The sequence below is a fragment of the Mesorhizobium ciceri biovar biserrulae WSM1271 genome (assembly GCF_000185905.1).
In the GTDB taxonomy this organism is placed as follows: domain Bacteria; phylum Pseudomonadota; class Alphaproteobacteria; order Rhizobiales; family Rhizobiaceae; genus Mesorhizobium; species Mesorhizobium ciceri.
Map to the genome: position 1 here is coordinate 2,151,535 of NC_014923.1, position 13,119 is coordinate 2,164,653.

Here is a 13,119-nt window from a genome sequence, read left to right on the forward strand (position 1 = left end):
AGAATGACCGGCTTTTTCCAGAGGAACCTCAAGCTCCAGGATGCGGTGGTCGCCGATGCGATTGCACGCGAGATGGGCCGGCAGCGGTCCGAAATCGAGCTGATCGCATCCGAAAATATCGTTTCGCCGGCTGTGCTGGAGGCACAAGGCTCGGTGATGACCAACAAATATGCCGAGGGCTATCCGGGGCACCGCTACTACGGCGGCTGCCAATATGTCGATCTGGCCGAAGCGGCTGCCATCGACAGGGCCTGCCGGCTGTTTGGCGCGGCGCACGCCAATGTGCAGCCGCATTCCGGCGCCCAGGCCAACGGCGCGGTGATGCTCGCCATGCTGAAGCCGGGCGACACCTTCATGGGTCTGTCGCTCGCCGCCGGCGGGCATCTGACGCACGGTGCCCGGCCGACACTGTCGGGAAAATGGTTCAACGCCGTGCAATACGGCGTGCGCCAGAGCGACTGCCTTATCGACTATGAGGAGCTGGAGGCCAAGGCGCGGGAAACACGGCCAAAGCTGATTATCGCGGGTGGATCGGCCTATCCGCGCATCATCGACTTCAAGCGCATCCGGGCGATCGCCGATGCCGTCGGCGCGCTGATGATGGTCGACATGGCGCATTTCGCCGGCCTGGTCGCCGGCGGCGTGCATCCCAACCCGGTCGAGGTCGCCGATATCGTCACCACCACGACGCACAAGACGCTGCGCGGCCCGCGCGGCGGTATGATCCTGACCAACAACCAGGACATCGCCAAGAAGCTGAATTCGGCGGTGTTCCCTGGCCTGCAGGGAGGCCCGCTGATGCATGTCATTGCTGCCAAGGCCGTTGCCCTGGGTGAAGCCTTGGAGGACGGGTTCAAGACCTATGCCCGGCAGATGGTGGCGAATGCCAGAAAGCTGGCCGCGACGCTTGGCGAGCGCGGATTCGACATTGTCTCCGGCGGAACCGATACGCATCTGCTGCTGGTCGACCTGCGCGGCAAGGGCCTGTCCGGCAAGGACGCGGAGGAGGCGTTGGGCAGGGCAGGGCTGACCTGCAACAAGAACGGCATTCCTTTCGATCCGGCGCCGCCTGCCGTCACCTCCGGTATACGGCTGGGCACACCGGCCGCCACCACGCGCGGTTTCGGCGAGGGCGAGTTTGCCCGTGTCGGCAATCTCATAGCCGACGTGCTGGATGCGGTCGGAACGCAATGGGGCGCCGAACAGGAGAAGGCGGCTCGGCGGTCGGTCGAGGAGCTTTGCGAGGCATTCCCGATCTACGAGCCCAGACCCGGTTGACCGTCCGGGGAGCGCGCCACAGGCAGATACATGGCTGCCGCGGACAGGGCATTAGCCACAGATATGGTTTTGCGTAGCAGCGCCATTCGTGACGAGTTGCGCCTGTCCTAACGTCATCGCGAAATCACCGCATACATCCACCGCCAAGTTTGTCGTCCGAGCCATTTTGCAAGCAATTTCCGTCGATTGACGGAAGTGGCGCCTTCGGCTGCGGACGGCAGGAGGAGCTTGGATCCATGGGTGCGGCGTTTTCCGGGGAGCGGGTTGCCAGCCTCGAAAGATACCCTGGCTTTTTTTGATCTTTTGAATGGAGAGGAAAATGAACATCAAGAGCCTTCTTTTCGGCTCAGCTGCGGCTCTGATCGCAGTTTCCGGTGCGCGCGCCGCCGACGCCGTCGTTGTCGCCGAGCCGGAACCCGCTGAATACGTCAAGATCTGCGACGTCTACGGCGCTGGTTACTTCTACATCCCCGGCACCGAAACCTGCCTGCGCATCGGCGGCTATGTCCGCTACGACGTCGGCGTGGGTGATGCCGGTTCGTTCGATGGCGTCAATCACGTTCCTGACAGCATGGGCGAAGGCGACCACTCGACCTACTGGAAGAATGCCCGCTTCAACCTGAAGACCTGGACCGGCCAGGAAACCGAACTCGGCACGTTGAAGACCTACACCGAGACCCGCTTCAACTTCGGCAACAGCTTCGGCGACTATGCCAACCAGGCCACGACCAACGACAGCCGCAACAACTGGCAGGCCCGCAACACGGGCATTACGCTGAACTTCGCCTGGATCCAGATCGGTGGTCTGCGCGTCGGTAAGGACGACCCGGCCTTCGACACCTTCATCGGTTACGCCGGCAACGTCATCAACGACACGATCGTCCCCTATGGCGGCTTCGACAGCAACGTCGTCCAGTACTACTTCGACCTCGGCAACGGTTTGTCGGGCGTGGTTTCCCTCGAAGAAGGTAGCGGCAGCGCTGGCCCGACCGGCGTCCCGCCTTTCGCGTACATCAGTTCGGGTTACGACACGATCGACAGCTATGTCCCGCATGTCGTCGGCGGCGTGAAGTACACGCAGGGCTGGGGCGCGATCACGGGCGTCGCTGCTTATGACAGCACCTTCGAAGAATATGCCGGCAAGGTTCGCTTGGACGTGAACGCTTCGAGCGCTCTGTCTCTGTTCTTGATGGCCGGCTACGGCACCGACAAGAACATCGACCGCAACTTCTATAAGCAGTGGGGCGGCAACTGGGCAGTCTGGGGAGGCGGCACCTACAAGTTCAACGAGAAGACCTCGTTCAATCTCCAGGTTTCCGCTGACGATGACAAGAATTACGGTGTCGCGGCAAACGTTGCCTACGATGTCGTCCCCGGCTTCACGGTCACGGCCGAAGTTGACTATAACCACGATGGCAAGTTTGGCCAGATTGACAACCGTAACTGGGTCGGCGCTACGAAAGAGAATAGTGTCGGCGGCCTCCTCCGCTTCCAGCGCGATTTCTAGCGGATTGTTGTAGCACTTCGCCGAAATATACGAATGCTCGCTGGGCAAGCCGGCCCAGTGAGCTCATCGGGTGGCTCCTCTCAAAATGCTTGAGTCCGTACCTCCAGGACCGAAGCGCGCCGCCGATGCGAAGGGCGCCTTTGACCAAGGCGCCCTTCATTTCGGCTATGTCCACCAGTGTGATCCCACCCGAGTGACGACGACTGGCCAGCGCGGCTCGACGTCGATCTCGACAAGCCGTTGACCAGCGAGCGTTCAAGGGCGGCCTCTCTGGAGATCGCCTGGCGGATCGCCTCGGCTAGCCTGGGCCTGTGCGCGTGGAAGCATCGGTCTGCCGCCATGAGCAGGTTGATTGGCGGTATCTTGCGTCACGAGGCCATAGCTTCGACAATTGGAGACGCAGCCGGAACGCGGATCGACTTCATTTGCATGGCACCGGCAGTCTGACAGGGGGAAGCCGATATGCGCCTGCCACCGATCGACCTTAGCCGCGAGAACACCTTCGGCGAACTAACCTATGAGAATGGCGGCGACTACGGGCCGATCGGTGGCGACTATCTGGCCTTCATGCTTGTCCACGTCGGATCCCTGACGCTCGAGGCGGATGACAGCGTCCTGCAACTGGAGGCAGGACAATGTGCTCTGTCGCTCACGCGTGATCGCTACATGACGTCGGTGGCGCCGGAAACGCTGACCCATGTCAGCTGGTGCGATGGCCGGCCGCAGAACGCGGCGTGGCTGTACAAGGAGCGCGAGAAGTTCGCGCCGTTCATCGTCGCCTCGCCGATGGTCCACACCCTCATGCAGTTGGGTGTTGATCTTGGCCTCGGCGAGCGTGGCGGCCGCAGTGGTGTTCGCGAGTCGCTGACCAACGCCTTGCTCCACGCCTTCATCTACGAGGCCGAGGTGATCGAGGCGGAGCGGCCGATCCCGCAGACGATCCTGCAGGCACGCCGTTTCCTCGAAGAGAACTTTGCCGCCGATCTGTCGATCGAGCGGGTGGCGCAGCAGGTGCGCGTCAGCCCGCAATATCTGGTCTCGGCGTTCAAGAAACATCTCGGCATGACGCCGGCCAAATATCTGTGGCGTTGCCGCCTCGATTACGGCACGCATCTGCTGCAGCGGACAGGACTGTCGATCAGCGAGATCGCCTACCAGGTCGGCTACAAGAACCCCTATCATTTCTCGCGGCAGGTCAAGCTGGCGTTCGACTGTTCACCGACCGAACTCCGAGAGCAGAAGCGCAACGCCTGATGGTTGCCCACGTGCCTCCGGGTGACGAGGCAAGCATTGCCTCCAGAACCGGGCGGGTGAACTGGCGATATGCTTTCCTCAAGAGCGGACATGGCGGTTTTCCAGGCACAAATGAATTGTCGGGCAATCAGGGTTGATCCGGCGTCAGGCAACGGACCGATGTCTTGCAACCTGGTTGCCGGTCGCGCCTTGGCCAGATCCGTTCACCGACAACAGACATTCCAGGCTGGACAGCACCATGAGCAATTTCTCTCATCTCGATCCCGTTGCGCTCAACGACTGGCATGTCGTCGCCTGTGTCGAGGAGGCGATTTCATCAGACCATCCTGGGTCAGGACAAGCCGATCCTGGAGAATCAGGTTCCGAAGAGGCTGCCGCTGGATTCCCGTTCCGAGGTGCCGATCCGCGCCGACGCCGCGTCGGCCGCCTACCGCCGCTGGCTGCGCGAAAGGGGCCTGCGTTATGGCGTCGTGGCCGGCAACGGTATCGGCGCACACTAGAGCCGGATTATTTCAGGTCGAATCGACCTGAAATCGGAATCCGCCTCTAGATCAAAGAGATAGAGCATGATGTCTGGACAAACGGTTTCCGTTTGTCCGTGAAAACCGCTTCACACTTTTCGGCACTATGCTCTAGTCATGGGCGCATTTTCGGACATGATTAATTGTGGATATGCGCGAAAGAAATCGCAGCCATTGTTAGCCGACCTTCGCCGTGGAAGTTTCGGACCTAAGCCGGAAGACCGGCTGCCAACAACGCCATGGGGACGTTGTCCAGGCGATCGCCGCCTCCAAGTAGGCAACCGGAAAAGACAAGAACATCCGGATGACGACAGGGCGGCATTGGACAGTTCTCGGACTGGAATGAGAGGATCAAGCGATGACGAATACCATTACGCGACGCACGGCAATCCTGGGCACGGCGGGCGCCCTGCTTCTGTCGGGGCTTGTACGCTCATTCGCGGATGTCCCAAAGACGCTGAAACTGGCTGTTATCCTGCAGGACCTGCCTGACGTCGGCTGGGACCGGACACTGCTCGACGCGCTTGAGCAACTGAAACAGGAAAGGCCCGAGGGGCTGGAGATTGCATGGGAACATACCGATCCGCTGTACGGAGACGATGCTGAGAACGCCATGCGTTTCTACGCAGAGAGTGGTGAATACGACATCATCTGGGGCCATGGCACCTATTCGGACCAGGTCCAGAAGCTGAGTGTCGAGTTCCCCGACCTGATGTTTGTTGTCACCGGCTCCGGCAATCACCCAGCCGGGCCAAATCAATACTGGATCTACAAGCGGCTGCATGAGCCTTCCTACCTGCTTGGGATGCTGGCTGGCCATACCACCAAGACAGGCATGGTTGGCATCGTCGGCACCTTTCCAGCCAATGACGTCAACGACCAGATCAATGCGTTCTTCGAGGGTGCAAAGTCGATCAGGCCGGACATCCAGCATCGGCTTTCGTTCATCGGCTCGTGGTCCGACAATGCGCTGGCGGCTGAGCATGCCAATGTGCAGATCGCGGCCGGCGCCGACGTCGTTTTCATGCTGACCGACAATTTCAAGCCCTGCCAGGAGCACAAGATCATGTGCTTCGCCAACATCAACGACCAGAGCAAGGTCGCGCCCGACGCCATTGCGTCCAGCGCCATCATCAGCTGGAAGCCCGATCTCAACTGGATCATCGGCGAATGGCTGAAACACAAGGCCGGTGCGCAATTCAATGGCAACGCCGAACCGAAATGGTTTTCGATGGCCGAAGGCGGCACCGACATCGCACCCTATCATGATTTCGACGGCAAGATCCCGCAGGCGGTGAAGGGCGAAATATCTGCCAAGCGGCAGGAGATTCTTTCCGGCAAGTTTGTCGTTCCGCTCAACACCGCCGAGGTGAAGTAAGACACATCAACCAGGCAGCCCGGTGCGACCCAATGGAAGACCTGCTGAACGTTCAGAACCTTACCAAGCGATTTGGCAGCGTCATTGCCAATGACGGGGTTAATCTCGATATCCGCAAGGGTGAGATCCACTGCCTTTTCGGTGAAAACGGGGCAGGCAAGTCGACGCTGTCGTCCTGCCTCTACGGCTACTACAAAGCCGATAGCGGCGAGATACGCTTCAAGGGCGAGGTGGTGGAATTGAGCTCTCCCGCCGATGCCTTGCGGTTAGGCATCGGCATGGTTCACCAGCATTTCGTGCTGGTGTCGAACTTCACCGTGCTCGAAAACATCATCGTCGGCAGTGCCGATGTCGGGTTGCTGCTGAGGAAGGCCGATGCCCGCCGCAGGGTTCTCGGCCTCTGCAGGGACTGCGGCATCGACATCGACCTCGATCGCGAAATCTGGCAATTGTCGGTCGGTGAACAGCAATGGGTGGAAATCCTCAAAGCACTCTATTTCGGTGCCGAGCTGCTGATCCTGGACGAACCGACGGCGGTCCTGACGCCGCAGCAATCCGACCAGCTCTTCGTCATCCTTGATGGGATGCGCAAGCGTGGATTGTCGATTGTCCTGATCAGTCACAAGCTGCGCGAGGTGATGCAATCCGACAGGGTCACCATCCTGCGCAAAGGCAAGGTCGTCGCTACGGTGGACACCGCCAATACGACAGCCGAGGCGATTACCGCCCTCATGGTCGGGCACAAGGTGACGAAAAACGTCAGGGACAATTCCGTCACGCCGGCGGGAGAAATCCTCTCGGTCGAAAAGGTGTCGGCGGTTGGCGAATGGGGCGAGGATGTCCTCAAGGACGTGACGTTTACCGTCGCCGCCAACGAGGTTCTCGGGCTGGCTGGCGTTGCCGGCAACGGCCAGAAGGAACTGTTCGAGGTACTGATGGGAGTCCGCGCGCTTCAATCGGGCGGTTTCTCGCTGGAAGGAAGCCCGGTCACCGCGCCGACGTCTCGCCAGATTCTCGACAGCGGCGTGGGTTTCATTCCGGACGATCGTTTCCTCGAAGGGTTGATCCCGGAGTTCGGAACCGCCGAAAACCTTGTCCTCGGCTGGCAGCGATCGCCGGAATATTGTCGTGGTCCGTTCCTCGATCGCCGCAAACTGGCTGAGTTGGCGAGGCGCAAGATCGACGAATACAAGGTCGCGACCGCCTCGGCGGACCTCCCGGTGGAGCGACTGTCGGGGGGCAACGCGCAGCGTGTCATTCTTGCCCGCGAGTTCCAGCATGCGCGGCGGCTGTTGCTGGCCAACCAGCCGACGCGAGGGCTCGACGTTGCGGCCTCCGAATTCGTCTACGAGAAAATCCTGGAAAAGCGGGCCGCGGGCTTTGCGATCCTCCTGGCCTCAGAGGAACTCGAAGACCTGCTGCGCCTTTGCGATCGCATAGCGGTCATGTTCAAGGGCCGGATCATGGGCATCGTGCGACCCGAGGAGACCAGCCTCCTCGAACTTGGAATGATGATGGCAGGCGATGCCAGCCAGCTTACGCAGGGAATTCAATGATTTCATTTCAACGACGCTCGGGCAGCAGCCTGGGATGGAACGTCGTCTGCTATTCGGCGGCGATATCAGGTGCTCTCCTGGCTTCCGCTGTTTTGCTGAGGCTTTCCGGCGGCGATCCTGCAAGGGCCTTCACGGCCCTGATCGTCGGCGCATTCGGCAGCCAAGGCGCATTGCTCGGTTCGCTGGCGAAGGCGACCCCGCTGTTGCTTGTCGGGCTGGGCACGGTGTTCGCATTCAGGGCCAAGATCTGGAACATCGGCCAGGAGGGGCAGGTGTTCGCCGGCGCGATGGCCGCCTATTGGGTGAGTTTCTGGATAGCGCCATTGCCAGGCTGGCTGGCCGTCTGCACACTCGCGCTGGCCGGAATGGCGGGCGGCGGCGTGCTCGGCCTGTTGGCCGGCGCACTGAAAACCAGGTTCGGCACCAGCGAGATCATTTCGACGGTGATGCTGAATTACGTCGTCATGTACCTGCTCGCCTACCTTCTCGATGGCGGCCCCTGGATGGCGACAGGCGTGACCGTATCCTATCACCAGTCGCCGCCCATCGATCCAAGTCTGGAGTGGCCGATCCTCTTGGCTGTTGGGGCGGGAAAGCTGCATGTCGGCTTCCTGTTCGCTCTCGCCGCCTCGGCATTCGCAGCGGTGCTGCTCGACAAGACGTCGCTGGGCTACGAAATCCGCGCGTTCGGCTCAAACCCGACCGCGCTGACGTTTCGCGGCACCAATGTGCGCCGGCTTCTGCTGACCGTCATGCTGATGTCGGGGGCCCTGGCGGGACTGGCTGGCGCCGGCGAGCTTTTCGGTGTCTCGCACCGGCTGCGTGCCGAGACGCTGCTTGGCATCGGCAGTTCGGGGATCGTCGTTGCCATGGTGGGAGGACTGCGCCCGAGCGGCGTGATGATCGCCGCCCTGTTCTTCGGCGCGCTGGAAAGCGGCACGATCTACATGCGGCTGAAGAGTGGCACGCCGGCAGGCCTGGTGTCGGCGATGGAAGGGCTGGTGCTTTTGTTCTTTCTCAGTGCCGCCGTCGCAACGCGCCTTCAGATCGTGAGGAGGGAAGTCCATGCTTGAGCTGCTGCAGGGCCCGCTTCTGATAAGCCTCCTGGCGGCGATGGTCCGCATTGCCACGCCATTGCTTTTTTCGGCAATGGGCGAACTTGTCACGCAGCGCGCGGGCATCTGGAACATCGCTGTCGAAGGCACCATGCTGATTGGCGCCATTGTCGCCTACATGGTTGCCTCGACAACCGGATCGCCTTGGCTGGCTCTGGCGATAGCCATCCTGGCCTGCGCCGCGAGCAGCCTGATCATGTCGTTCGTCACGATTGTTTTGAAGGCCGAGCAATTCGTAGCCGGCCTTGCCCTTAATCTCCTGGCATCGGGCGTGACGCTGTTCTGGTTCCAGGCCTATATTGGCGGTCGCGAGGCGCCGACCTTCATCGGCTTCGACCAGGTTCCGATCCCCTATCTGTCGGATATTCCAATCCTGGGACCGGTGCTGTTTTCCCAACGCCTGCTGACCTATGTCAGCTTCCTGGTGCCCATCCTCGTCTGGTTCTTTCTCTACCGAACGAAATACGGCCTTGAGGTGCGCTGTGTCGGCGAAAATCCGAAGGCGCTTGACGTCAAGGGCCTGCACGTCGGCCTCAGGCAGTGCCTCGCGATCATGTTCGGCAGCATGATGTCCGGCTTCGGCGGCGCCTTCCTGATGCTTGGCTATTCGGACAAGTTCGTTCCCGATCTCATTGCCGGCCGCGGCTGGCTGGTCGTGGTCGCGATCATCGCCGGCAACTGGATGCCGTTCCGGATCGTTGGAGCGATCTTCATCTTCGCGTTTCTGGAGGCGTTGGGCATCCATGCGCAAGTGGTGGGGATTCCTGTCCCCCACCAGCTGTTCCTCGTCTTGCCCTATGTGGCGTCACTTGTGCTGCTTGCGGGCTTGCGGTCGCGCACCCATCAGCCAGTGGCGCTCGGCATTCCCTACAACAGGGAATAGACCCTGCTGCTCAACCCGCCGGACGGAAAGGCTTTGCTAGCGAAGCCGGGAAGTGCAGCGCCAGCATTTGCCGGTTTCGCGAGATCAGCACCAGAACGATGATTGTCGCGAGATAGGGCAGGGCCGAGAGCAGTTCGGACGGCACTTCCAGTCCGAGCGCCTGTCCCTGCAGTTGGAGGATCGTCATGCCGCCGAACAGCCAGGCGCCAAGCAGGATGCGCAGCGGGCGCCATGTGGCGAAAACCACCAGCGCCAGTGCGATCCAGCCTTTGCCGGCAGTCATGTTCTCGACCCAGAGCGGTGTGTAGGCGACGGACAGATAGGCGCCCGCCAGGCCAGCCATCGCCCCGCCAAACAACACGGCCATGTAGCGGATCCTGATCACGGGATAGCCGATCGCATGCGATGTCTGCGGTGACTCGCCGATCGTTCGCAGGATCAGCCCGGCCTTCGTGCGGTAGAGAAACCAGCTGATGGCAGCGAACATCACCAGAGCCAGGTAGACCATCGGATCGAAGCGGAAGAGCAACGGACCGATCAGCGGCAGATCGGACAGAACAGGGACGTTGATGCCGCGCAGCGCCTCGATAGGCTCGCTGCCGAAGCCGCGGCCAAGGAAGGCCGACACGCCGGAACCGAAGATGGCCAGCGCCAGTCCGGCCGCATACTGATTGGTGAGGAAGGTCAGTGCCAGAACGCCGAACAACAGCGAGGCGGCGGCACCTGCCAGGGCGCCGGCAAGGATCGCAACCGGCATTGGATAGCCCGCTGTGACGGCCCAGAAAGCCAATGCCGCGCCCATCAGCATCATGCCTTCGATGCCAAGGTTGAGCACGCCGGACTTCTCCACCACGAGTTCACCGAGGGCAGCGAATATCAGCGGCGTGGCGGCGATGACGGTGCCGGTGAAGATGGCGATGATCAAATCCATCAGGCTGTCTCCAGCGCGTGCGTGTCTCGGGCCGGCCGTATCAGGCGGATGCGATAAAAAATGAAGAAGTCGGCGGCGAGCAGGAAGAACAGAAGGATGCCCTGGAAGATGCGCGTCAGCGCCGAGGGCAGGCCCAGCGTCATCTGCACGCCTTCGCCGCCGAGGAAAAGCAGCGACATCAACAGCCCGCCAAGCACGATGCCGAAGGCGTTCAGCCGGCCGATGAAGGCGACGATGATGGCCGCGAAACCGTAGCCGGGCGAAATCTGCGGCGAGAGCTGGCCGAGCGGCCCGGCGGCTTCCGCCATGCCGGCGATGCCGGCGGCCGCACCACCCGCCATCAGCCCGATCCAGACGGCGGCAGATTCGCGAAAGCCGGCATAGCGGGCGGCAAGCGGTGCCGCTCCGCTCACCGACATCTTGTAGCCAAGGAAGCTGCGGTCAGTGAACAGCCACATCACGAACACGGCGACGACGGTGATGAAGATCGAAGGGTTGAGCCGATAGGCCGGGTCGAAGGATTCGAACAGGGCGGCTGTCGGCAGAAGTGCCGTCTGCGGGTAGTTGAAACCGGCCGGATCGCGCCACGGTCCATGCACGAGATAGGACAGGAACAGCGTCGCGATGTAGGTCATCATCAGCGTGACCAGGATCTCGTTGGTGTTCATGCGGGCGCGGAGGAAGGCAGGGATCGCCGCCCATGCCATGCCGGCGCCCATGCCGGCAACGAACATCAACGGCAACAGCAGCACGCTGTCCGGGTTCGGCCAGAAAAGACCGACGCCGCTCGCCGCAATCGCGCCCATGGTGAACTGGCCCTCGGCGCCGATGTTCCAGACATTGGCGCGGAAGCCGATAGCCAGCCCACACGCAATGAGGATCAGCGGCGAAGCCTTGAGCAGCCATTCCGACAAACCGTTGAGGGAATTCAACGGCTCGACAAAGAAGGCGTAGAGCGTCGGCAGCGGATCGTGTCCGAGCGAGGCAAAAAAGATCGAGCCGACGACCAGCGTCAAAACCGACGCCAGCACCGGCGCCGCGACGCGCATTGTTGCCGAAGGCTCCGGCCTTTGTTCAATCCTGAAGCGCAACGTCGCCACTCCCAATTGCCATTTGATCCGTGCTCATCGTTCGACCGGTCATCAGCAGCCCGACCTCTTCGCGGTCGGTCGTCTTGCGTATCAGCGGCGGTGACACGCGCCCCTGGCAGATCACCAGAAGCCGGTCACAAATCTCGAACAGCTCGTCGAGTTCTTCGGAGACGACGAGCACCGCCGCGCCGGCGCGGCTGAGGTCGACGATGGTCTGGCGGATGAAGGCGCTGGCGCCGACATCGACGCCCCAGGTCGGCTGGGAGACAAGCAGAAGCTTCGGCTCGAGCGCGATCTCACGGCCGACGATGAATTTCTGCAGATTGCCGCCCGACAGGCTCTGTGCCGTCGAAGCCGGACCGTTGGCCTTGACCTTGAACCTGTCGATGATGCCAGCTGCGAAGGCGCTGGCTTTGCGCCGGTCGACCAGGCCGTTGCGGACGGTGCCGAAGCGATGGGCGGTCAGAACCGCGTTCTCCCACAGCGTATGCGACGGTACCGCGCCACGGCCCAGCCGTTCCTCGGGAACGAAGGCGAGACCGAGCTTACGGCGCTCGTCGGCACGAAGGCGAGCGGCAGCGGTACCGCAAATCCTGATCGCGTCGTTGTTGTGATGCGTGCGTTCGCCGCTGAGCAGGGCGATAAGCTCCGCCTGGCCGTTTCCGGACACTCCCGCCAGGCCGACGATTTCCCCGCCATGAACGTTGAAGGAGACGTCCTTCAGATCCACGCCGAAATGGTCTCTTGCCTTGACCGAAAGGTTGTTGACCTCAAGCACTGGCTTCTCGCTCGGGGTCGGCGGGCTGACATGCATTTCCGGCAGCTTCGAGCCGACCATCATGCGGGCGAGCTCGAGCGAGGTCGTCTCTTTCGGCCGAGCGGTGCCGGTGACCTTGCCGTTGCGCAGCACGGTTGCGGTGTCACAGAGCTCCTGCACCTCGTCAAGCTTGTGGCTGATGTAGACGATGCTGCAGCCTTCAGCGGCGAGTTGTCGAAGCGTCTCGAACAGCTTGACCACCGCCTGTGGTGTCAGCACGGAAGTCGGCTCGTCGAGGATCAGAAGCTTGGGCGCCTGCAGCAGGCAGCGCACGATCTCGACGCGCTGCCGCTCGCCGACAGAGAGGTCATGCACCTGGCGATGCGGATCGATCGGCATGCCGTAGCGAAGCGAAAGCTCGCGGATCTTGGCGGCAAGCGAGGGCAGATCGAAGGCGCTGCTTGCCGAGAGCGCAATGTTCTCGACCACTGAAACGGATTCGAACAGCGCGAAGTGCTGGTAGACCATCTCGATGCCGAGCGCGCGCGACGTCGCCGGGTTGTGCGCCGCGATCGGATTGCCGTCGCAGAAGATCTCGCCGGAATCGGCCTGCGCCGCGCCATAGATGATCTTCATCAGGGTCGATTTGCCGGCGCCGTTTTCGCCCAGCACGGCGTGGATTTCGCCGGGCTGGATAGACAGCGAGACGTCGTCATTGGCGACGACGCCGGGATAGCGCTTGCAGATGTTGCGCAGTTCTAGACGCGGATGCATGGCGGGTCCTGCCGTGGCGTGAAGCGAGGTTGGACGGGAACCAGGCAGGGAGACGCCGAAGGTCGGTCTCGGCG

10 protein-coding genes and 1 pseudogene are annotated in these 13,119 nt (G+C 61.8%); 8 read left to right on the forward strand and 3 right to left on the reverse strand.

Annotation, left to right across the window (positions count from 1 at the left end; genetic code table 11):
* The first annotated feature begins 3 nt into the window (after nt 1–3).
* The 8 genes and pseudogenes from glyA to MESCI_RS10305 all read left to right on the forward strand — a co-directional run bounded on the left by glyA (nt 4) and on the right by MESCI_RS10305 (nt 9,492).
* Nucleotides 4–1,278, forward strand: a complete 1,275-nt coding sequence (glyA, locus tag MESCI_RS10270; protein WP_013529884.1) for a serine hydroxymethyltransferase — start codon at nt 4–6, stop codon at nt 1,276–1,278.
* 319 nt (nt 1,279–1,597) lie between these two features.
* Nucleotides 1,598–2,785, forward strand: coding sequence for a porin (locus MESCI_RS10275; RefSeq protein WP_013529885.1), 1,188 nt, complete (start codon nt 1,598–1,600; stop codon nt 2,783–2,785).
* 462 nt (nt 2,786–3,247) lie between these two features.
* Nucleotides 3,248–4,039, forward strand: a complete 792-nt coding sequence (locus MESCI_RS10280; RefSeq protein WP_013529886.1) for a helix-turn-helix domain-containing protein — start codon at nt 3,248–3,250, stop codon at nt 4,037–4,039.
* Between the two features lie 305 nt (nt 4,040–4,344).
* Nucleotides 4,345–4,539: pseudogene (locus MESCI_RS10285) on the forward strand (aromatic ring-hydroxylating dioxygenase subunit alpha); the annotation flags it as partial.
* Nucleotides 4,540–4,918: 379 nt separating this feature from the next.
* On the forward strand, nt 4,919–5,938 hold the full coding sequence (locus MESCI_RS10290) for a BMP family protein (protein ID WP_013529887.1): 1,020 nt from the start codon (nt 4,919–4,921) through the stop codon (nt 5,936–5,938).
* Nucleotides 5,939–5,970: 32 nt separating this feature from the next.
* Entirely contained in the window at nt 5,971–7,494 is a 1,524-nt protein-coding gene (locus MESCI_RS10295) for an ABC transporter ATP-binding protein (protein WP_013529888.1), read from the forward strand.
* Complete coding sequence (locus MESCI_RS10300) at nt 7,491–8,567, forward strand: ABC transporter permease (RefSeq protein ID WP_013529889.1); 1,077 nt, start codon at nt 7,491–7,493, stop codon at nt 8,565–8,567. Before MESCI_RS10295 ends, MESCI_RS10300 begins: the two co-directional genes overlap by 4 nt.
* Nucleotides 8,560–9,492, forward strand: a complete 933-nt coding sequence (locus tag MESCI_RS10305) for an ABC transporter permease (protein ID WP_013529890.1) — start codon at nt 8,560–8,562, stop codon at nt 9,490–9,492. Before MESCI_RS10300 ends, MESCI_RS10305 begins: the two co-directional genes overlap by 8 nt.
* A gap of 10 nt (nt 9,493–9,502) precedes the next feature.
* Here MESCI_RS10305 and MESCI_RS10310 read toward each other — a convergent pair whose 3' ends face one another.
* Genes MESCI_RS10310 through MESCI_RS10320 form a run of 3 tightly spaced genes read right to left on the reverse strand, consistent with a single transcriptional unit; the run spans nt 9,503 to nt 13,045 of the window.
* Complete coding sequence (locus MESCI_RS10310) at nt 9,503–10,423, reverse strand: ABC transporter permease (RefSeq protein ID WP_013529891.1); 921 nt, start codon at nt 10,421–10,423, stop codon at nt 9,503–9,505.
* On the reverse strand, nt 10,423–11,514 hold the full coding sequence (locus MESCI_RS10315; RefSeq protein ID WP_013529892.1) for an ABC transporter permease: 1,092 nt from the start codon (nt 11,512–11,514) through the stop codon (nt 10,423–10,425). The genes MESCI_RS10310 and MESCI_RS10315 overlap by 1 nt, the downstream gene beginning before the upstream one ends.
* The gene (locus MESCI_RS10320; RefSeq protein WP_013529893.1) at nt 11,498–13,045 is read right to left on the reverse strand and encodes an ABC transporter ATP-binding protein; all 1,548 of its coding nucleotides are present in this window, start codon (nt 13,043–13,045) and stop codon (nt 11,498–11,500) included. The genes MESCI_RS10315 and MESCI_RS10320 overlap by 17 nt, the downstream gene beginning before the upstream one ends.
* Between the last annotated feature and the right edge of the window lie 74 nt (nt 13,046–13,119).